Source organism: Allostreptomyces psammosilenae, assembly GCF_013407765.1.
GTDB lineage: Bacteria > Actinomycetota > Actinomycetes > Streptomycetales > Streptomycetaceae > Allostreptomyces > Allostreptomyces psammosilenae.
The window spans coordinates 4344978-4365826 of record NZ_JACBZD010000001.1; the positions used below are offsets into that span (position 1 = coordinate 4344978).

At 73.2% G+C, this 20849-nt stretch carries 14 protein-coding genes, 2 tRNA genes and 1 pseudogene; 15 read left to right on the forward strand and 2 right to left on the reverse strand.

All coding sequences use genetic code 11. The annotated features are described in order from the left end of the window. Positions 1–4: 4 nt before the first annotated feature. The gene (locus FHU37_RS17960) at positions 5–526 is read left to right on the forward strand and encodes a GNAT family N-acetyltransferase (protein WP_179815174.1); all 522 of its coding nucleotides are present in this window, start codon (positions 5–7) and stop codon (positions 524–526) included. Between the two features lie 569 nt (positions 527–1095). Here FHU37_RS17960 and FHU37_RS29380 read toward each other — a convergent pair. Beyond that, positions 1096–2316 (reverse strand): hypothetical protein, encoded by a 1221-nt coding sequence (locus FHU37_RS29380; RefSeq protein WP_179815175.1) that lies wholly within the window; start codon positions 2314–2316, stop codon positions 1096–1098. A 565-nt stretch (positions 2317–2881) separates the two neighbouring features. Between FHU37_RS29380 and FHU37_RS17970 the strand changes: the two are divergent. After that, positions 2882–3553 (forward strand): annotated as a pseudogene (locus FHU37_RS17970) (fasciclin domain-containing protein); the annotation flags it as partial. Positions 3554–3856: 303 nt separating this feature from the next. Here FHU37_RS17970 and FHU37_RS17975 read toward each other — a convergent pair. Next, a tRNA-Gly gene (locus FHU37_RS17975) sits at positions 3857–3930 on the reverse strand. A 334-nt stretch (positions 3931–4264) separates the two neighbouring features. On the opposite strand from FHU37_RS17975, the gene FHU37_RS17980 reads away from it, so the two are divergent. The 13 genes from FHU37_RS17980 to mrdA all read left to right on the forward strand — a co-directional run bounded on the left by FHU37_RS17980 (position 4265) and on the right by mrdA (position 20830). Next, positions 4265–4341, forward strand: a tRNA-Pro gene (locus FHU37_RS17980). Between the two features lie 376 nt (positions 4342–4717). Then, positions 4718–6115, forward strand: coding sequence for a trigger factor (gene tig, locus FHU37_RS17985; protein WP_179815177.1), 1398 nt, complete (start codon positions 4718–4720; stop codon positions 6113–6115). Between the two features lie 378 nt (positions 6116–6493). Further along, a complete protein-coding gene (locus FHU37_RS17990; protein ID WP_376774037.1) occupies positions 6494–7123 on the forward strand; it encodes an ATP-dependent Clp protease proteolytic subunit in 630 nt (209 codons plus the stop codon). A gap of 56 nt (positions 7124–7179) precedes the next feature. Next, positions 7180–7839: an ATP-dependent Clp protease proteolytic subunit gene (locus FHU37_RS17995; RefSeq protein ID WP_179815178.1), complete on the forward strand. Its 660-nt coding sequence runs from the start codon at positions 7180–7182 to the stop codon at positions 7837–7839. 300 nt (positions 7840–8139) lie between these two features. After that, a complete protein-coding gene (gene clpX, locus FHU37_RS18000) occupies positions 8140–9414 on the forward strand; it encodes an ATP-dependent Clp protease ATP-binding subunit ClpX (protein WP_179815179.1) in 1275 nt (424 codons plus the stop codon). Positions 9415–9574: 160 nt separating this feature from the next. Beyond that, complete coding sequence (locus tag FHU37_RS18005) at positions 9575–12235, forward strand: valine--tRNA ligase (protein WP_179815180.1); 2661 nt, start codon at positions 9575–9577, stop codon at positions 12233–12235. Positions 12236–12326: 91 nt separating this feature from the next. Next, complete coding sequence (gene folC / locus FHU37_RS18010; protein WP_312892659.1) at positions 12327–13760, forward strand: bifunctional tetrahydrofolate synthase/dihydrofolate synthase; 1434 nt, start codon at positions 12327–12329, stop codon at positions 13758–13760. 53 nt (positions 13761–13813) lie between these two features. After that, a complete protein-coding gene (locus FHU37_RS18015; RefSeq protein ID WP_179815181.1) occupies positions 13814–14143 on the forward strand; it encodes a DUF4233 domain-containing protein in 330 nt (109 codons plus the stop codon). Positions 14144–14396: 253 nt separating this feature from the next. After that, entirely contained in the window at positions 14397–14810 is a 414-nt protein-coding gene (gene ndk, locus FHU37_RS18020) for a nucleoside-diphosphate kinase (protein ID WP_179815182.1), read from the forward strand. A gap of 611 nt (positions 14811–15421) precedes the next feature. Next, complete coding sequence (locus FHU37_RS18025) at positions 15422–16441, forward strand: rod shape-determining protein (RefSeq protein WP_179816363.1); 1020 nt, start codon at positions 15422–15424, stop codon at positions 16439–16441. A gap of 109 nt (positions 16442–16550) precedes the next feature. Next, positions 16551–17726 carry a rod shape-determining protein MreC gene (mreC, locus tag FHU37_RS18030; RefSeq protein WP_179815183.1) on the forward strand — a complete coding sequence of 392 codons (1176 nt, stop codon included), beginning with the start codon at positions 16551–16553 and terminating at the stop codon, positions 17724–17726. A 3-nt stretch (positions 17727–17729) separates the two neighbouring features. After that, on the forward strand, positions 17730–18425 hold the full coding sequence (mreD, locus tag FHU37_RS18035) for a rod shape-determining protein MreD (RefSeq protein WP_179815184.1): 696 nt from the start codon (positions 17730–17732) through the stop codon (positions 18423–18425). Further along, positions 18422–20830, forward strand: a complete 2409-nt coding sequence (gene mrdA / locus FHU37_RS18040) for a penicillin-binding protein 2 (RefSeq protein ID WP_179815185.1) — start codon at positions 18422–18424, stop codon at positions 20828–20830. The genes mreD and mrdA overlap by 4 nt, the downstream gene beginning before the upstream one ends. Positions 20831–20849: the final 19 nt, after the last annotated feature.

A 20849-nucleotide genomic window follows, 5' to 3' on the forward strand; every position in this document is an offset into this window, starting at 1 on the left:
GGCGGTGGCGCCCCGGGTACTCGTCCGTGCCCCGGCGGAGGCCGACGTCGCGGCCGTGCGCGCGGCCGTGCTGCGCTCCCGGGAGCACATCGCGCCGTGGAACCCGGTCGTTCCGGACGTCCTGGCGGACCTGCTGCGGCGGCAGGGCGACCAGCTGCGCACGTTCATCATCCTGGACCGGGCGGACGGCGGGATCGTGGGCCGCTGCAACGTGGCCAACATCGTGCGCGGGGCCTTCTGCAACGGCACCCTCGGGTACGACTCCTACCTGCCGTACGCCGGGACGGGGCGGATGACGGAGGGCATGCGGCTGATCGTGGACCGCTGCTTCGCCCCGGAGCCGGACGGGCTCGGGCTCCACCGCCTGGAGATCAACGCGCAGCCGGACAACCTCCGCTCCGTGGCGATGGCCCGCCGACTCGGCTTCCGGCACGAGGGCTTCTCGCCCCGGATGCTGTACATCAACGGCGCCTGGCGCGACCACGACCGCTTCGCGCTCACCGCCGAGGAATGGCCCGGCCTCTGAGCGGGAGGGGCTTGGGCCCGGCCTCTGAGCACGAAGGGGCTTGGCCCTGGCCTCGGGGCGCGAGGGCCTTGGCCCTGGCCCCTGAGCGCATGGGCGCGGCCCCGGTTTGTGGAGGGCACGTGCCTTGGCCTCGGTTTCCGGGCGCACCGGGCGCGGCCCCGGCCTCTGGGCGCACGGGCCCTCGGCTTCTGGGCGCACGCGCGCTGGCTCGGCCCAGCCCTTCCCGGAGGCCCGGCCCCGCCTGGCCCCCCCGGAGGCCCGGCCTGATGGCAGACTCCCGACTTCCCCCGCCCTGGAACCCCGCCCTGGAACCCCGCCCAACCCCCGGTAGGGGGATTTTCGCCCCCCTTCTTCAGGATCCCACGGGGGAGCAACGCGGCGCAGTCCCCCATTTCCCGCCTGTGGATAACTTCAGTTGAGGAGGACGGCGCCGCACCCGGAGGGTCCTTCAGGTGTAGCGGGCACCTGTCTGGGGCGGAGCGGGCCCCTCGGGCGGAGCGACCCCTGGGGCGTAACTGGTGCTTAGCGAGCCCTCGGGCGTACCTGGCACCCCAGGCGTCGCGGGCGCCTCAGGCGTAGGCGAGCACGTAGCGGAAGGTGTTGGCCAGCCGCACCGTGCCGTCCGGTCGCACCCGGGTGTGCAGCAGTTCGCCCACCTCCTTGGTGACCTGCACCTGCCCCACCGACTCCACCGCCGTGTCGAACCAGCCGGTGGCCAGCAGGCCGGCGACGGCGCTGTCCAGGTCCGCGTAGTGGAACGGGCAGTCGACCTGCCCCACGCCCGCCGGCCGCAGCAGGGCCCGCTCCGCCACGTCCTCCAGCGCTCCCGGGCGGCCCAGCGCGAAGGCCTCGCGCAGCCTGGCCTGCGCCTGCGCGGGGGAGGGCAGCGGCCCGCTCAGTCGCTCCGCGAGCTCCAGCAGCGCCCGTACCTCGCACTCGTCGGCCGGCCCCCACGACGCCGCCGCCACCAGCCCTCCGGGGGCCACCACCCGGCGCAGCTCGGCCAGCGCGCCGGAGGCGTCGGCCGCGCCGGGGGCTCCGGAGAACCACGCCGCGGCGGTGAAGGCGCCGGCCGGGTAGGGCAGCCGCTCCGCGCCCGCGACCCGGAAGGCGAACGGCCGCGCGGCCGGGAACGGCAGCTCCGGCACCGCTGGCCGCGGCTTCACCGGGCGGCCGTGGCCCGGCACGGCACCGGCTCCCGAGGACGGGGCGGCCGACGGAGTCCCGCCGGCGCTTGCCGGGCAGGACGAGCCCACCCCGCCGCCACCGCCGCCGGCAGCGGGTCCGGTACCACCAACCGAACCACCAACCGAGCCACCGCCGGAACCGCCGCCCCCGGCAGGGGCGTGTGGGGGCCGGGTCGCCGCGGTGGTCCGGGCGTGGGGGCGGGCCTCGGCGCGACGGCCGCCGTGTCCGGCGGCCCAGGCGCGTTCGAGGCGTTCGGCCGCCAGCCGCAGCAGCCCCGGGTCGGTGTCCACGCCGGTGACGTGTGCGCCGCGGGACCGTGCCAGCAGCAGGGCGAGGCCGGAGCCGCAGTCGGGCAGCAGCAGCCGGCTGTGGGCGTCCAGCCCGAGCCGCCGCCAGACCTCCTCGTACACGGGCACGAGCATGCGTTCCTGGATCTCCGACCAGTCCCGCAGCCGCTGCTCGGCCGGCGAGGGACGCGCCGGCAGATAGGCGGGGGTGGGACCCCCGGTGTAGCGGTGGGCCGACGCCAGGGCGGCGCCCAGGCGGGTGGTACCGCTGCTGTCGGCGCTGCCGGTGCGGTCGCTTCGGTGCGCGGTCGGCATGGCGTCGCCCCCCATCCCGCGCCGCGGCGCTGGCGGCGCGACGAGTGGTCGGTGATGGCAGATGCTTGCGTGGTGGCCGGGAGCGCTGCCGACGGCGTCGCCGGCGTGCGGGTGGCGGGCGTCTTCACGGACCCCGTGCCGATCGCTCCCATGGCGACCGACCGAGCGTGCTCCGGCGCGCGGGACGTGCGCTCGTGGCCGCTCGGTTTCTCCAGGGAAGTCGTTACCGGTCGGTCCGTCCAGGGTGCACTCGGGGCGCGTGGGTAGTGCCGGTACCGGCCACCGTGCGCCCCGGGCGACCCCGGTGCGGCCCCGCCGCGTCCCGTGGGCGCGTCGCCCGGCGCCCGGGCGGTGGCCTGGGGCGTCGCGCCGGCGGCGGCGCGCGCCCACCGCCGCCGGGCATTCGGTGGCGGCGTTGTCACCTGACCGGATCTTGTCCCTCCTCCTCGGGGAGTCGCGTCCGATTTGAGAAGAATGTCATGAAAAATCAGTTGTCGGATGGCTCGGCATCCCGTCGCGTGCGACAGGCAGCACCGAGAGAGCACCGACCCACGAGGAGCAGTACGTGTACAGCAAACGTTTCAAGCGTTCCGCGGTGGCCGTGGCGGCCACCGTCGCCATGGCCGTCCCGCTCGCCGCCTGCGCCGAGGGCGGCGAGGGCGGCGATGAGGCCTCGGCGGCGGGCGGGGCGGTCGCCGGGGAGCAACCCGTCACCCAGACCGAGTCGCCGCAGAGCCCACAGCCGACCGCGGGCGCCACGGGCGAGCCCTTCGGCCCCGCCTGCGCCGACCTGCCCACCGAGGGCGACGGCTCGCCGGAGGGCATCGCCGAGGACCCGGTGGGCACCGCCGTCACCGAGATCCCGCAGCTGTCCACGCTCGCCGAGGCGGTCCAGACCGCCGACCTGGTCGACACGCTGAACAGCGCCGACAACGTCACGCTCTTCGCCCCGGACGACTCGGCCTTCGAGAAGCTCTCCGAGGACGAGTTGAGCGGCCTGCTGGACGACCAGGACCAGCTCACCCAGGTGCTGACCTACCACGTGGTCAACGAGCGCCTGGACGACCCGACGCAGCTGGAGGAGGGCGACTTCGTGACCCTCCAGGGCGACAACCTCACCACCTCCGGCTCCGGCGAGGAGTTCTGGGTCAACGACGAGGCGGCGGTGGTCTGCGGCAACCTGGCGACCGCCAACGCGACGATCTACATCATCGACACCGTGCTGACCCCGCCCGAGGGGGCCCCGGGGGGCGGCGCCTCGCCCGGGGAGACCACTCCGGAGGAGTCCCCGACCGAGGACTACCCGACGGACGAGGAGACCCCCACCGAGGAGGACACCCCCACCGAGGAGGACACCCCGACCGAGGAGCGGGCCCCCGAGGAGGAGCCGTCCTACTGACGGACCGCCCCACCGGCCTGCCCCGCAGGTCCACCTCCGCCGGTCCGCCCGCGCCGGCGGCCTGGGGGCCTGGGGGCCGGCGCCCGGAACGACTCCGGCCCAGGACCGAGGGAAACCCCTCTGACCTGGGCCGGAGCAATATGGAGCGGGCGACGGGAATCGAACCCGCGTAGCCAGTTTGGAAGACTGGGGCTCTACCATTGAGCTACGCCCGCGCGAGGCGCACCCGGCGCCGCCACCCACACCGAGGTGACCTGCCGTGCGTGCCGCCGACAGCTTAGCGGGTCCCCGGCCGCCCGCGCAGCAGGCACCCCGCCGGTCGACGGCCGGCCGGGCCGTCCGGCCCGCATCCGGCCCCCGCGCCCGCCCCGCCCCCCGGCCCGCCGGCGGCTTCCCGCCGCCGCGGGCGGGGCGGCGGGGCACGCGCGCCCCAGCGACCGGCCCGTGTCGTCGTGCGCTCCGCCGCCGCCCCGGGCGCCGCCGTCGCCACGCAGATATGCGTGCGCCCCGCAGCCGTTCGGCATGTACGCTACGAGCGTCGATCACGGGCGGGGCGTGGCGCAGTTTGGTAGCGCGTCCGCTTTGGGAGCGGAAGGTCCTCGGTTCAAATCCGGGCGCCCCGACCATCGAAGGCCGCGGTATCCGCGGCCCCGAACGCCTGCCCCATGATCGTTCTGCCCTGCGTGGCCCGGACGGGTACTATGCAAGGCGCGCCTGTTACGGGGCGACGAGGGTCAGGGACCGCACGACCGGCCCGCCGAGACGGCGGGGACGGGAGTGGACGGAGCCCCGCGCCCCCACACCACGTCCTGTCGGCTGCCGGCTCGCACGGCCCGGCCCGCGTCCACACGGCGGGCCAGTCCGGGTGGCCGGCTGCCTGCGCGCGGTGCGGGGCACCGATGTTCGGCCGAGGGGCCACCGGTAGCACCGGGGCCCGCCGTCCCGGACGGTGCTCCGCGCTCGACGGACAAACCGACCGCAAGCCCCAAGGAGACCACAACCGTGAAGAGCGCCGTGGAGACTCTGAACCCGACCCGGGTTCGGCTCACCGTCGAGGTGCCCTTCGAGGAACTGAAGCCCAGCCTCGACGCGGCGTACAAGAAGATCAACAAGCAGGTGACGGTTCCCGGTTTCCGGAAGGGCAAGGTCCCCGCCCCGATCATCGACCGGCAGTTCGGCCGCGCGGCCGTGCTGCAGGAGGCCATCAACGACGCCCTTCCGGGTCTGTACGACCAGGCCGTGCGCGAGGGCGAGATCAAGGCCATCGGCCAGCCCGAGGTCGACATCACCGAGCTCAACGACGGCGCCGAGCTGAAGTTCACCGCCGAGGTGGACGTCCGCCCGGAGATCACCCTCCCGGAGAACTTCGAGTCCATCGAGGTCACCGTGGACGCCGTCGAGGTCACCGAGGAGGACATCGACTCCACCGTGGAGCAGCTGCGCGAGCGGTTCGCCACCATGGTGCCGGTCGAGCGCGCCGCCGAGGCCGGCGACACCGTCGTGGTCGACCTCGAGGCCCGGATCGACGGCGAGGTGCTGGAGGACGGCGTCGCCCAGGGCGTCTCCTACGAGATCGGCTCCGGCCGGCTGCTCGAGGGCATCGACGAGGCCGTCACCGGCCTGGAGGCCGGCGGCAGCGCCACCTTCACCTCCGAGCTCAAGGGCGGCTCCGGCGCCGGCCGCGAGGCCGAGGTGACCGTCACCGTCACCGCCGTCCAGGTCAAGGAGCTGCCCGAGCTGGACGAGGAGTTCGCCCAGACGGTCAGCGAGTTCGACACCCTGGAGGAGCTGCGGGCCGACACCCGCAAGCGCCTGGAGGAGCGCCGCAAGGTCGAGCAGATCCAGGAGGCCCAGACCAAGGTCCTGGACGCCCTGCTGGACTCCCTCGACGTGCCGCTGCCGGAGAAGCTCCTGGAGGCGGAGATCTCCAACCGCAAGCACAACCTCGAGCACCACCAGCTCCCGCAGATGGGCCTGGACCTGGACGGCTACCTGTCCATCCAGGGCAAGACCCGCGAGGAGTTCGAGGAGGAGATCGACCAGCAGGCCAAGCGCGGCATCAAGGCCCAGTTCGTGCTGGACGCCATCGCCGAGCGGGAGAAGCTGTCGGTCAGCCAGGACGAGCTCACCGAGCACCTGCTGCGCCGCGCCGCCGACTCCGGTATGGCCCCGGACCAGTTCGCCCAGCAGATCGTGCAGGGCGGCCAGGTCCAGGCGCTGGTCGGCGAGGTCATGCGCGGCAAGGCGCTCGCCTCCGTGGTCGAGGACGCCAAGGTGCTGGACAGCAACGGCGACGTCGTCGACCTCGAGGACGAGGAGGCCGAGGAGGGCGAGGAGTCCGCCGCCGAGTCCGCCGAGTCCGAGGCCGAGGGCGCCGAGTCCGGCGAGGCCCGCGACTGAGGTCGGCCGGCCGGGGCCGGATGAGCCCCGTGTGAACCAACCGGGAGGGCCCGGGTGCTCGATCGAGCACCCGGGCCCTCCGCGTGCCGGCGGCCGAAACGGGGTCAGCAGGCCGCCGGCAGTCACCCGTTCGGCTGTTGCCTGCGCTCACAGCGAACAGGTCCGTGTGGGGGATGGCGCCGTACCGGCCGCGCGTTAGGGTCAAATGCACAAGGGGCCGGGGTGGAAGCGGCACACCGGGTGGCTCGCCCCCGGACGGTCCACCCGAGCGGCCCGCGCAGGACACGTCAGGCGCCGCGCGCGAGAGAGGCGGCGCACCCGACACGAGACGGCTCCCAGCCGTCGGACGAAGCAGGTGGATACGTGACGACTCCGCAGATCCAGACTCCGGGGCTCGTGGTGCCCTCCGCCCGCAGCCAGGGTCCCGGCGAACCGTTCGGCCTCGACGGCCAGGTCTACAACCGGCTGCTCCGTGAGCGGATCATCTTCCTCGGATCGCAGGTGGACGATGAGATCGCGAACTCCATCTGCGCCCAGCTGCTGCTCCTCGCCGCGGACCCCGAGAAGGACGTCTACCTCTACATCAACTCCCCGGGTGGCTCCATCTCGGCCGGCATGGCGATCTACGACACCATGCAGTACATCCAGAACGACGTGGTGACCGTGGCGATGGGCATGGCCGCCTCGATGGGGCAGTTCCTGCTGACCGCGGGCACGCCCGGCAAGCGCTTCGCGCTGCCGAACGCCGAGATCCTGATGCACCAGCCGTCCGCCGGCCTCGCCGGTTCGGCCACCGACATCCGCATCCAGTCGGAGCGGCTGCTGCGCACCAAGGAGAAGATGGCCCGGCTGACCGCCGAGCACTCCGGCCAGACCACCGAGGCGATCAAGCGCGACTTCGAGCGCGACCGCTGGTTCTCCGCCCAGGAGGCCAAGGACTACGGCCTCATCGACGAGGTCTACCGCAGCGCCGCGAGCCTGCCGGGCGGTGGCGGTACCGGGGCCTGACCCGCCCCACGACGCCCCCGCTTCCAGCCGCCCCGAACTCCCGGAGGACCTTCCCCATGTCCAGCCTGTACACCCCGCGCTCCCAGTACGAGGGAGTGCGCCCGGAGAGCCGCTACGTCGTCCCGCGGTTCGTGGAGCGCACCTCCCAGGGCATTCGCGAGTACGATCCGTACGCGAAGCTGTTCGAGGAGCGCATCATCTTCCTCGGCGTGCAGATCGACGACGCCTCCGCCAACGACGTGATGGCCCAGCTGATCTGCCTGGAGTCGATGGACCCGGACCGGGACATCTCCATCTACATCAACTCTCCCGGTGGCTCGTTCACGGCGCTGACCGCCATCTACGACACCATGCGGTACGTCAAGCCCGACATCCAGACGGTCTGCATGGGCCAGGCCGCTTCGGCCGCGGCCGTGCTGCTGGCCGCCGGCACGCCGGGCAAGCGCATGGCGCTGCCGAACTCCCGCATCCTGATCCATCAGCCGTACAGCGAGACCGGCCGCGGGCAGGTCACCGACCTGGAGATCCAGGCCCGGGAGATCCAGCGGATGCGCGAGCTGCTGGAGGAGATGCTCTCCGAGCACTCCAACCGCTCCATCGAGCAGGTGCGCGACGACATCGAGCGTGACAAGATCCTGACCGCCCAGGAGGCTCTGGACTACGGTCTGGTGGACGAGATCACCACGCCGCGCCAGTCCATGGTCGGCTCGAAGTGACCCCTCCGCCGCGGCGCCCGGCGCCCCGACCTGCCCCCTTCGGGCCGGTCGGGCGCGGGCGCCGCGGCGGATCGACGATTCCGTACGCGGAGAACACGCCGAACCGGGTGAGAGCACCCGGACGGACGGAGTACCGTCGTACAGCAGGAGGCCCTGCGGCATCGCCGACCGACCGGCCGCCCCTCCACCTCACGACAGACGTCTTCCCGGGAGGCGCTCGATGGGCGATGGTTTCCGGGACGACCGACCCCAGGCACCAGGTCCTGCACGACGGGGGCCGAGGCGAAGGAGAAGCACCTCGTGGCACGCATCGGTGACGGTGGCGACCTGCTCAAGTGCTCGTTCTGCGGCAAGAGCCAGAAGCAGGTCAAGAAGCTCATTGCAGGGCCGGGCGTGTACATCTGCGACGAGTGCATCGACCTGTGCAACGAGATCATCGAGGAGGAGCTCGCCGAGACCTCCGAGGTGAGGTTCGAGGAGCTCCCCAAGCCCCGGGAGATCTACGAGTTCCTCGACGGCTACGTGGTCGGTCAGGAGGCCGCCAAGAAGGCCCTCTCGGTGGCCGTCTACAACCACTACAAGCGGGTGCAGGCCGGTGAGAACGGCCAGCGGGACGACGGCATCGAACTGGCCAAGTCCAACATCCTGCTGCTCGGCCCGACCGGCTCCGGCAAGACCCTGCTCGCCCAGACCCTGGCCCGGATGCTGAACGTGCCGTTCGCCATCGCGGACGCCACGGCGCTGACCGAGGCCGGCTACGTCGGCGAGGACGTCGAGAACATCCTGCTCAAGCTGATCCAGGCGGCGGACTACGACGTCAAGAAGGCCGAGACCGGCATCATCTACATCGACGAGGTCGACAAGGTCGCGCGCAAGAGCGAGAACCCGTCGATCACCCGGGACGTCTCCGGCGAGGGCGTGCAGCAGGCCCTGCTGAAGATCCTGGAGGGCACCACGGCCTCGGTGCCGCCGCAGGGCGGGCGCAAGCACCCGCACCAGGAGTTCATCCAGATCGACACCACCAACGTGCTCTTCATCGTCGGCGGCGCGTTCGCCGGCCTGGAGCGGATCGTGGAGGGCCGGGCCGGCGCCAAGGGCATCGGTTTCGGCGCCAACCTGCGCTCCAAGCGGGAGCTGTCGTCGGCCGACATGTTCGCCGACGTGATGCCGGAGGACCTGGTCAAGTACGGCATGATCCCGGAGTTCATCGGCCGCCTGCCGGTGATCACCTCGGTGCACAACCTGGACCGCGAGGCCCTGCTGCAGATCCTCGTCGAGCCGAAGAACGCCCTGGTCAAGCAGTACCAGCGGCTGTTCGAGCTGGACGGGGTGGAGCTGGACTTCGACCGGGAGGCGCTGGAGGCCGTCGCCGACCAGGCGCTGATGCGCGGCACCGGCGCGCGCGGCCTGCGCGCCATCCTGGAGGAGGTGCTGCAGTCGGTGATGTACGAGGTGCCCTCGCGCAAGGACGTCGCCCGCGTGGTGATCACCCGGGACGTGGTGCTGCGGCACGTCAACCCGACGCTGGTGCCGCGCGAGGTGGTGCAGCGCGAGCGCCGGGACAAGAGCGCCTGACCTCGACCGGCGGCGGCCGGGCCGGGCCGGGGCGCCCGGCCCGACGCGCCCGGCCCCGTTGGGCGCCGCCGGCCCCCGGGGGGTCGGTGGTCGAAGAGTTGTCCACAGGCCGCGAGGCGGTGGCGCGAGGCGGACCGTCGGTTTCCGTAGACTGGTCCCCGTGACCGACAACACCCCGACGCAGCCCCGTGAGGCGGGCCTCGGCGCCGCCACCGCGGCTCCCAGCGCACCCGCGACCCTCCCGACCCAGTACACCCCCGCCGACGTCGAGTCGCGGCTGTACGAGCGCTGGGTAGCGGCCGGTCACTTCACCGCCGACGAGACCAGCGACAAGCCGCCCTTCACCATCGTCATCCCGCCGCCGAACGTCACCGGCCAGCTCCACCTCGGCCACGCCTTCGAGCACACCCTGATCGACGCCCTGACCCGGCGCCGCCGCATGCAGGGCTACGAGGCGCTGTGGCTGCCCGGCATGGACCACGCCGGCATCGCCACGCAGAACGTCGTGGAGCGCGAGCTCGCCAAGGAGGGCAAGTCCCGCCACGACCTCGGCCGCGAGGCGTTCGTCGAGCGGGTGTGGCAGTGGAAGGAGGAGTCCGGCGGCCAGATCCTCGGCCAGATGCGCCGGCTCGGCGACGGCGTCGACTGGTCCCGGCAGCGCTTCACCATGGACGAGGGCCTGTCCCGGGCCGTCCAGACCATCTTCAAGCGGCTGTACGACGACGGCCTCATCTACCGCGCCGAGCGCATCATCAACTGGTGCCCGCGCTGCCTGACCGCCATCTCCGACATCGAGGTGGAGTACCAGGACGACGAGGGCGAGCTGGTCTCCATCCGCTACGGCGACGGCGACGACTCCATCGTGGTCGCCACCACCCGCGCCGAGACCATGCTCGGCGACACCGCCGTGGCCGTGCACCCGGCGGACGAGCGGTACGCGCACCTGATCGGCCGGGAGATCGAGCTGCCGCTGACCGGCCGCCGGATCCCGATCGTCGCCGACGAGCACGTCGACCCGGAGTTCGGCACCGGCGCGGTCAAGGTGACGCCGGCTCACGACCCGAACGACTTCGAGATCGGCCGCCGGCACGGCCTGCCCTCGCTCGCCGTCCTCGACGAGCGCGGCGTGATCACCGCGCACGGCCCCTTCCAGGGCCTGGACCGCTTCGAGGCCCGCTCGGCGATCGTCGCGGCGCTGCGCGAGGAGGGCCGGATCGTCGCGGAGAAGCGCCCCTACCTGCACTCCGTCGGGCACTGCTCGCGCTGCAAGACCACGATCGAGCCCCGGCTGTCCATGCAGTGGTGGGTGAAGGTCGAGCCGCTGGCCAAGGCCGCCGGCGACGCCGTCCGCGACGGCCGGGTCGCCATCCACCCCAAGGAGATGGAGTCCCGCTACTTCGGCTGGGTCGACAACCTCCACGACTGGTGCATCTCCCGCCAGCTGTGGTGGGGCCACCGCATCCCGGTCTGGTACGGCCCGGACGGCGAGACGGTCTGCGTCGGGCCGGACGAGCAGCCGCCCGCCGGCCCCGGCTGGCACCAGGAGACGGACGTCCTCGATACCTGGTTCTCCTCCGGCCTGTGGCCGTTCTCCACCCTCGGCTGGCCGGAGGACAACCCCAGCCTGGAGAAGTTCTACCCGACCTCCGTGCTGGTCACCGGCTACGACATCCTGTTCTTCTGGGTCGCCCGGATGATGATGTTCGGCCTGTACGCCATGGACGGCACCCCGCCGTTCCGCACCATCGCGCTGCACGGCATGGTCCGCGACCAGTTCGGCAAGAAGATGTCGAAGTCCTTCGGCAACGCGGTGAACCCGCTGGACTGGATGGACGCCTACGGCTCGGACGCCGTCCGCTTCACCCTCGCCCGGGGCGCCAACCCCGGCACCGACGTGCCGATCGGCGAGGAGTGGGTGCAGGGCTCGCGGAACTTCTGCAACAAGATCTGGAACGCCACCCGCTTCGCGCTGATGAACGGCGCCACCGTCGCCACCGAGGTGCCGCCGGCGGAGCGGCTCGGCGCCGCCGACCGCTGGATCCTCTCCCGGCTGAACGCGGTGGTCGCCGAGGCGGACGCCTACTACGAGGACTTCCAGTTCGCCAAGGTCTCCGACACCCTGTTCCACTTCGCCTGGGACGAGGTCTTCGACTGGTACGTCGAGCTGTCCAAGACGACCATCGCCCGGGGCGGCGAGGAGGCGGAGGCGACCCGGGCCGTGCTCGGGCACGTCCTCGACGTCACGCTGCGGCTGCTGCACCCGATCGTGCCCTTCGTCACCGAGGAGCTGTGGACCACGCTCACCGGCCGGGAGTCGATCGTGGTGGCCGAGTGGCCGACGGCCGACCCGGCGCGCCGGGACGAGGCCGCCGAGGCCGAGATCGCCGTGCTGCAGCAGGTCATCACCGAGATCCGCCGCTTCCGCGCCGACCAGGGCCTCAAGCCCACGCAGAAGGTGCCGGCACGGCTGACCCTGGCCGGTTCGCCGTGCGCGGACCACGAGGAGGTCATCCGCTCGCTGGTGCGCCTGCAGCCGGAGGGCGAGGGCTTCACCCCCACCGCCGCGCTGCCGGTGGCCGGGGTGACGGTCGAACTCGACCTCTCCGGCGCCATCGACGTGGAGGCCGAGCGCAAGCGGCTCACCAAGGACCTCGCCGCCGCCGAGAAGGAGCGTGACCAGAACGCCCGCAAGCTGGCCAACGAGGGCTTCCTGGCCAAGGCCGCCCCGGCGGCGATCGAGAAGGCGCGGGGCCGGCTGGCCACCGCCGAGGCCGACATCGAGCGCATCGCCAAGCAGCTGGCCGCCCTGCCGGCCGGCTGAGCCCGGCCCGGCCCCGCCCGTGCGCGACGGCACGGGCGGGGCCGGGGCCCTGCCCCACGGCACCCGCGGGTGGTCACCGTAGACTGGGCTGGTGAGTGACAAGGCAGCCAAGCGTCCCGGTGGCGGCTCCGCCCGCCCCGTCGAATCCGAGCAGGAGGCGGCGCGGGAGGCGCTGAGGGACGTCGAGGAGGAACTCGCCGCCCGCTGGCCGGAGACCCGCATCGCGCCCTCCCTGGACCGCATCCGGGCCCTCATGGACGTCCTCGGCGAGCCGCAGCGCGCCTACCCGTCCATCCACATCACCGGCACCAACGGCAAGACCAGCACCGCCCGCTTCGTCGACCAGCTCTTCCGCGCCTTCCAGCTGCGCACCGGGCGCTACACCAGCCCGCACGTCGAGTCGGTCACCGAGCGGATCAGCCTGGACGGCGAGCCCATCGACGCCGAGCGGTTCGTGAGCACCTACCGCGACATCGAGCCCTACGTCGACATGGTGGACGCGGCGGGCGCCAAGGAGGCCGACGCCGCCGGCGCCGACCCGGTGCCGATGACCTTCTTCGAGATCGTCACCGGCATGGCCTACGCCGCCTTCGCCGACGCGCCCGTCGACGTCGCCGTCGTCGAGGTGGGCATGGGCGGCTCCTGGGACGCCACCAACGTCATCGAGGCCCCCGTCTCCGTCATCACCCCGATCGCCGTCGACCACGCCGGCATCCTCGGCGACACGCCCGGCCGGATCGCGGTGGAGAAGGCCGGCGTGATCAAGCCCGGCGCCGTCGCCGTGATCGGACAGCAGCCGCTGGACGCCGCCGAGGTGCTGCTCCGCCGGGCCGCCGAGGTCGGCGCCACGGTGGCCCGCGAGGGCCTGGAGTTCGGCGTGCTCCGCCGCGACGTCGCCGTCGGCGGACAGCTCGTCACCTTCCGCGGACTCGGCGGCGAGTACCCCGACGTCTTCCTGCCGCTGCACGGCGCCCACCAGGCGCACAACGCCGCCTGCGCGCTCGCCGCGGTGGAGGCGTTCTTCGGCGTCGGCGCCGCCCGCGCCGAACCGCTCGACCTCGACACCGTCCGGAACGCGTTCGCCGGCGCCAGCTCGCCGGGCCGCCTGGAGGCCGTGCGCTCGAGCCCCACCGTGCTGCTGGACGCCGCCCACAACCCGGCCGGCGCCCGGGCCACCGCCGAGGCGCTGTCCGAGGCGTTCGCCTTCACCCGCCTCATCGGCGTGCTCGGGCCCTCCGGGGACAAGGACGTGCGCGGCGTCCTGGAGGCGTTCGAACCGATCCTGGCCGAGGTCGTGGTCACCCGGAACGCCTCCGGGCGGGCCATGCCGGTGGACGCCCTGGCGGAGATCGCCGAGGAGGTGTTCGGACCGGACCGGGTGCACGTCGAGCACCGGCTGGACAACGCCATCGACCGGGCGGTGGAACTGGCCGAGTCCGAGGGCGACCTCGGCGGCGCCGGAGTCATCGTCACCGGATCGGTGATCACCGTGGGGGAGGCCCGGCTGCTGCTGGGCCGCCGCTGACCCACGCCCGCACCCGCACCCGCCGCACACCGGCATCGGAGGAACCGCACCCCATGCGCACCCTGTGCTCCAGCACGCTGATCGGCGAGGCCATGGTCATCGGCTTCGCGGCCCTGGTCGCCTCCCGGCTCACCGACATCCCCGGCGCGACGCTGTGGCTCGTCACCGGCGTCGCCATGGTGCTCTGCGTGGCCCTGTGCGGCGCCCTGGACCGCGCCTGGGCCGTGCCCGTCGGCTGGGGGCTCCAGGCCGCTCTGGTCGCGGCCGGCTTCGTGGTGCCGATGATGTTCCTGGTCGGCGCCCTGTTCGCGGTCATCTGGTGGCTGGCCGTGCACTACGGCCGCAAGGTCGACGTCATCCGGGCGCAGCGCGCGGCCGCCTGACCGGGGCCCGGCCGCCCCTGTGGGCCGGCCGGGTGGCCGGCGGCCCGCTCGCGGCCGGTCGGCGGCCCGGCTGACGCGGCGGGAGCGGGGCTCGGGGAACGGTCGTTACCCGGGGGAAGTAGTCTTCGTACACCCGAAGGCCCCGGCCCGCGCGGCACGCGGGACCGTCCGCGCGGGTGCGCCGGACGCGTGCGTCCTGACGACCGGATCGGGGCCCGAGGCAGCCGACACCTTCCCCAGGGAGAACAGCACAGTGAGCCAGCAGCGCACCCTCGTGATCGCCAAGCCCGACGCCGTCCGCCGGGGCCTCGTCGGTGAGATCATCGGCCGGATCGAACGGAAGGCCGGCTGGACCCTGACAGCCCTGGAGCTGCGCACCCTGGACCGGGCCACCCTGGAGCAGCACTACGCCGAGCACGTGGGCCGCGACTTCTACGCCCCGCTGCTGGAGTTCATGTCGTCCGGGCCGTCGGTGGTGATGGTCGTCGAGGGGGAGCGGGTCATCGAGGGCGTGCGCGTCCTGGCCGGCGCCACCGACCCGCTGAAGGCGGGTCCGGGCAGCATCCGCGGCGACTTCGGCACCATCGTGCGGGAGAACCTGGTGCACGCCTCCGACTCGGAGGAGTCCGCGGAGCGCGAGATCAAGATCTTCTTCCCGGAGCGCTGACCCCGGGCGGCCAGGGGCGTCCGGCCGCGCCGGACGCCCCCGCGGCGTGCCCGGAACCGGGGGAGCGCCAGGACGGCCGGCGCCTGCCGGAACCGCCCGCGGGTGAGGACCGCCGGCGCGTCCGCCGTCGCGGCGAATGGGCCGTTCGGGTGGTGTGCCGGCCGGCTGGCCCGGTGCCGGCCGGAGCCGTCACCCGAACGGACGCGGGCGGGAACCACCGGGGGCCGACACAGCGTCTCCAATGCGTCGACGCTCCTGGCGCAGCGGTGACAATGGCAAGGGCGCGTCTGTCCCCCGCAAGGGTGGTCGTGACTACCATGGGCTGACGGCCACCGGTCGTACCGGCAGTGCCCGTGTACTGCCAGTCGTACGGCCGGCGAGCCGTGTGCCCGCACGGTGGTCTCGACCGCCGCCCGCGGCACGAGCCGCCCGAGGTGTGCCGGAGTCCCGGTCGCAGGAGGGCGTCGGCTGCCCCTCCGGCCCGTTCCGCGGCCGTGCCCGGAAGGTCCATGACCCGCCGTCGGCTTGACGGTCGATCCCGTCCTCCTCCGCCACGCCCGCCGTCCGCAACCTCCAGCCCGGGAAGGCCACGTTCCACCATGGCGAACAACATGTCGTTCATCGGCCGTGACATGGCTGTCGACCTCGGCACCGCCAACACGCTCGTGTACGTCCGGGGCCGCGGCATCGTGTTGAACGAGCCCTCGGTGGTGGCCATCAACACCAACACCGGGGGGATCCTCGCGGTGGGTGCCGAGGCCAAGAAGATGATCGGTCGTACGCCCGGCAACATCGTCGCCATCCGCCCGCTCAAGGACGGCGTGATCGCCGACTTCGAGATCACCGAGCGGATGCTCCGCTACTTCATCCTGAAGATCCACCGCCGCCGCTACCTGGCCCGGCCCCGGGTCGTGGTGTGCGTGCCGAGCGGCATCACCGGGGTGGAGCGCCGCGCCGTCATCGAGGCGTCCACCCAGGCCGGGGCGCGCCAGGTGCACATCATCGAGGAGCCCATGGCGGCGGCCATCGGGGCCGGCCTGCCGGTGCACGAGGCGACCGGCAACATGGTGGTGGACATCGGCGGCGGCACCACCGAGGTCGCCGTGATCTCCCTCGGCGGCATCGTCACCGCCCAGTCCATCCGGGTCGCCGGCGACGAGCTGGACAACGCCATCATCCAGCACGTCAAGAAGGAGTACTCGCTGCTGCTCGGCGAGCGCAGCGCGGAGAACATCAAGATGTCGATCGGCTCCGCGCACGCCGTGGCCGAGGACGAGCACACCGAGATCCGCGGCCGGGACCTGGTCAGCGGGCTGCCCAAGACCGTGGTGATCTCCGCCGAGGAGGTGCGCCGGGCCATCGAGGAGCCGGTCAGCTCCATCGTCGACGCGGTCAAGACCACCCTGGACAAGTGCCCGCCGGAGCTGTCCGGCGACATCATGGACCGCGGCATCGTGCTCACCGGCGGCGGCGCCCTGCTGCGCGGGCTGGACGAGCGGCTCCGCGAGGAGACCGGCATGCCCATCCACATCGCCGAGGACCCGCTGGACTCGGTGGCGCTCGGTTCCGGCAAGTGCGTCGAGGAGTTCGAGGCGCTCCAGCAGGTGCTGGACGCCCAGCCGCGTCGGTGACCCGATCGGACGAGCGGCCCCGGCCCCGGGCGGGGAACGGTGAGCCGTCCGCCGTACGGTGTCACCAGCGAAAGATCAGCAGGCATCCGAGGAAGGCGCGCAGCGCACCGTGAGGGATACCCGAGAGAGCCGACTACTGCTGGTGCTGTTGGTCGCCGTCTCGTTCGCACTGATCACCGTCGACCTGCGGGGCGGCTCGGCGCCGCTCGCCGGTGCCCGCAGCGCCGCCGCGGCGGTCTTCGGCCCGGTGGAGACCTCGGTGGCCGGCGCGGTCGACCCGGTGGCCGACGCCATCTCGGCGGTGCGGGAGTCCGGCCGCTACCAGGAGGAGCTCCAGCGGCTGCGCGAGGAGAACGCGGCGCTGCGCCAGCAGGCCGCGGGCGCCGGGGTGGACCAGACCCGGGTGGCGGAGCTGGACGCGCTGCTGCGCACCGCCGGCGCCGGCCGGTACCGCGTCACCCCGGCCCAGGTGGTGGCCGTCGGCGCCGCCCAGGGCTTCTCCTGGACGGTGACCATCGACGCGGGCGAGCGTGACGGCATCGCGCCGGACATGACGGTGATCAACGGCGACGGGCTGGTCGGCCGGGTCACCAGCGTCGGCCCGACCACCGCCACGGTGCTGCTCGCCATCGACCCGGACTTCACCGCCGGCACCCGGATGGCCGGGACCAACGAGATCGGCATGGCGAACGGCCAGGGCGACCAGCCCATCCAGCTGCAGCTGCTCAACGGCAACGCCAAGGTGGAGGCCGGCGACCGGCTGGTCACCTTCGGCTCCCAGGAGGGGCGCCCGTTCGTCCCGGGTGTGCCGGTGGGCGAGGTGGTGGCGGTGGAGGCCACCCCGGGCGGGCTCACCCGCACGGTGGAGGTCGAACCGTTCGTCAACTTCACCAGCCTGGACCTGGTGGGCGTGGTGGTGGAGCCGCCGCGCACCGATCCCCGCGACTCGGTGCTGCCGCCGGAACCCGCCGAGCAGGAGCCGGCCCAGCAGGAGCCGGCCCAGCAGGACGAGGACCGGCAGGACGAGGACCAGCAGAACCAGGCCCGGCCGCAGGGCGGCCGGGAGCCGGCCGAGGACTCCGACGAGGAGTCCGACGCCGACCCGGCCGATTCCGGCTCGGAGCCCGACGCGGACGGCTCCGGGGCGGAGGAGACCGACGCGGACACTTCCGACGCCCGGGCACCGGAGGACGAGCGCCCCACCTCCGGGGCGGGCGACCGTGACGGCGACGGCGGGGCGGACGGCGACGAGGACGAGCCCGTCCGGGCCGACGAGGGGGACTGACCGGTGCGCACCAAACAGATCGTGCTGTCCACCCTGCTCGTCGTGGTGTCGCTGGTCTTCCAGGTCACCGTGCTGGCCCGGCTCCAGCTCCCCGGAGCCGTCCCGGACCTGCTGCTGATCGTGGTGGTCTCGCTGGCGCTGGTGCTCGGCCCCCGGGCCGGCTCGCTGATCGGCTTCGGCGCCGGCCTGCTCGCCGACCTCGCCCCGCCCGCCGACCACGCCGCCGGCCGCTTCGCCCTGGTGATGTGCCTGGTGGGCTACCTCGCCGGCCTGTTCCGGCAGGACGCCTCCGCCGCCCGCTCGCCGGTCGGGCCGATCCTGATGGTCGGCGTCGCGGCGGTCGTCGCCACCGCGCTCAACGCCGGCGTCGGCTTCCTCACGGGCGAGCTGACCGGCAGCGAGAGCGGCATCGGCGGCCTGATCCTGACCGCCGTGCTCTACGACCTGCTGCTGGCGCCGTTCGTCGTGCCGTGGGTGATGGCGCTGGCCCGCCGCACCCAGCCCGACCCGACCGCCATCCCCTCGCTGGGCGGGGCGGCCGGCCAGGTGCCGGGCACCACCCCGCTGGCCGGGCGGCCCGGGCGGTCCGGGCGCACCGCACCGGTCCGGGTCCGGCTCGGCGGCCGGCGCATCGGGGGCGGCCGGCTCGGCGTCGGACGCGTCGGCCGGATGGGGCGCAAGGAGGCGAAGCGGCTGTGACCAACATCCCGGCCACCGGCAGCACCCCGCGGGTCACCACCCGCCTGGTCATCCTGCAGGTCATCGTGGTCTCGCTGCTGGCCACCCTCGGCGGCCGGCTGTGGTACCTGCAGATCCGCAACGGCGAGGAGTACAGCACCCAGGCCGTCGGGCAGCACGTCCGGGAGATCGTCACCCCGGCCGTGCGCGGCCAGATCCTGGACGCCAACGGCCTGCCGCTCGCCGACAACCGCACCGCCCTGGTGGTCTCGGTGGACCGCACCGAGCTGTCCCAGCAGGAGGACGGCGGGGACGCCGTCCTGGACCGGCTGGCGGACGTGCTCGGCATGGACCCGCAGGACGTCCGCAACCGGATCCGGCTGTGCGACGCGCAGACCCCGCAGCCCTGCTGGAACGGCTCCCCCTACCAGCCCGTCCCGGTGACCGACGAGGCCACCACCCAGCAGGCCCTGCAGATCATGGAGCGCCGGGAGGACTTCCCCGGCATCATCGCCGAGCCCACCGCGGTGCGCCGCTACCCGGCGCCCGAGGGCGCCAACGCCGCCCAGGTCCTCGGCTACCTCTCCCCGGTCACCGACGAGGAGCTCCAGGAGTCCGAGGCCGAGGGCGGCACCCTGCAGCGGGCCGACCAGATCGGCCGGATGGGCCTGGAGCGCTCCTACGACGACGTGCTGCGCGGCACCGACGGCATCGAGAGCCTGGAGGTGGACAACCTCGGCCGGGTCATGGGCACCGCCAGCACCACCCCGGCCGTCCCCGGCCAGCACCTGGTCACCAGCATCGACGCGCGCATCCAGGCGATCGCCGAGGAACAGCTGATGGACGCCCTGGAGCGGGCCCGCAGCCAGGTCGACACCGGCAACACCGGCCGCCGCTTCGAGGGCGACTCCGGGGCCGTCGTGGTGATGGACACCAGGACCGGGCGCATCATCGCCATGGCCTCCGCGCCCACCTACGACCCGAACGTGTGGACCGGCGGCATCTCCAGCCGCGACTACGAGGCGCTGACCAGCGAGGAGGCCAACGTCCCGCTGCTGAACCGGGCCACCCAGGGACTGGCCCCGCCCGGCTCGGTGTTCAAGGTGGTCTCCACCGCCGCGTCCATCGAGGCCGGCTACGACCGCGACGGCACCTACCCCTGCCCGGCGTCGATGAACATCGGCGGCCAGACCTTCCGCAACCACGAGACCAGCGACCGCGGCTCCATCACCTTCGCCGAGGCGCTGATGTACTCCTGCGACACCGTCTACTACCAGCTGGCGTACGAGATGTGGCTGGCCGACGGCGGCACCGACCCGGTCGACGACCCGGCGGACCCCATGCACACCATGGCGCAGGAGTTCGGCCTCGGCTCGCTCACCGGCATCGACATCCCCGAGGAGTCCGCCGGCCGGGTGCCCACCCGCGAGTGGAAGCAGGAGTTCTGGGAGGCCAACCGGGACACCTGGTGCGAGCAGGCGGAGAACCCGGACGAGGACGAGGACCCGTACATCGTCCGGCTCAACCGGGAGAACTGCCTGGAGGGCAACGTCTTCCGGGCCGGCGACACCGTCAACTTCTCCATCGGCCAGGGCGACCTCCAGGTGACGCCGCTGCAGATAGCGACCATCTACGCCGCCATCGCCAACGGCGGCACCCTGTGGCAGCCCAGCGTCGGCAAGGCCACCGTCACCGCCGACGGCACCCGTGCCACCGAGATCCAGCCGCAGGCCAACGGCGAACTGCCGGTGGACGACTCCATCATCGACTACCTCGACGAGGGGCTGCGGCGGACCGCCATGGAGGGCACCGCCGGCGGCGTCTTCGCCGGCTGGCCGCACGAGGAGATCCCGGTCGGCGCGAAGACCGGTACCGCCGAGGTCGCCGGCAGCCAGGCCCGCTCCTGGTTCGCCAGCTACACCGAGGACTACGCCATCGTGATGACCGTCTCCCAGGGCGGCAGCGGCTCCGGCACCTCCGGCCCCAGCGTCCGCAAGATCTACGACGCGCTGTACGGCGTGCAGCCCGACGGCAGCATCGACACCGCCCGGGCGATGCTGCCCGCCCCGCAGGACCAGCTGCCCACCGTCAACGACGACGGCACCATCGACCCGCTGGCCACCTCCGGCTCCTACACCGACCCGGAGGACGTCGAGCAGGACGCCGACGCGGACGGCTCCGGGCGGGGCACCGAGGCCGCGGGCGAGGCGGAGCAGGGCATCGTCGAACCGGCCGCCTGGTCGCCCGCCGGCGGCCGGCCGCTCGGCGACGGCGGACCGGCCACCGCCGCCGCCGCCGCCGTGGTCCCGGCCGACGGGGCCGCCGCGCCCGCAGCGCCGGCCCCGGCCGCCGACCGGCCCGAGGAGACCAGACGCCGCTACGACCTGGCCCTGCTCGCCCAGGTGCCGCCCGGGAGGACGACGTGACCGCCGGCCTGACCACCAG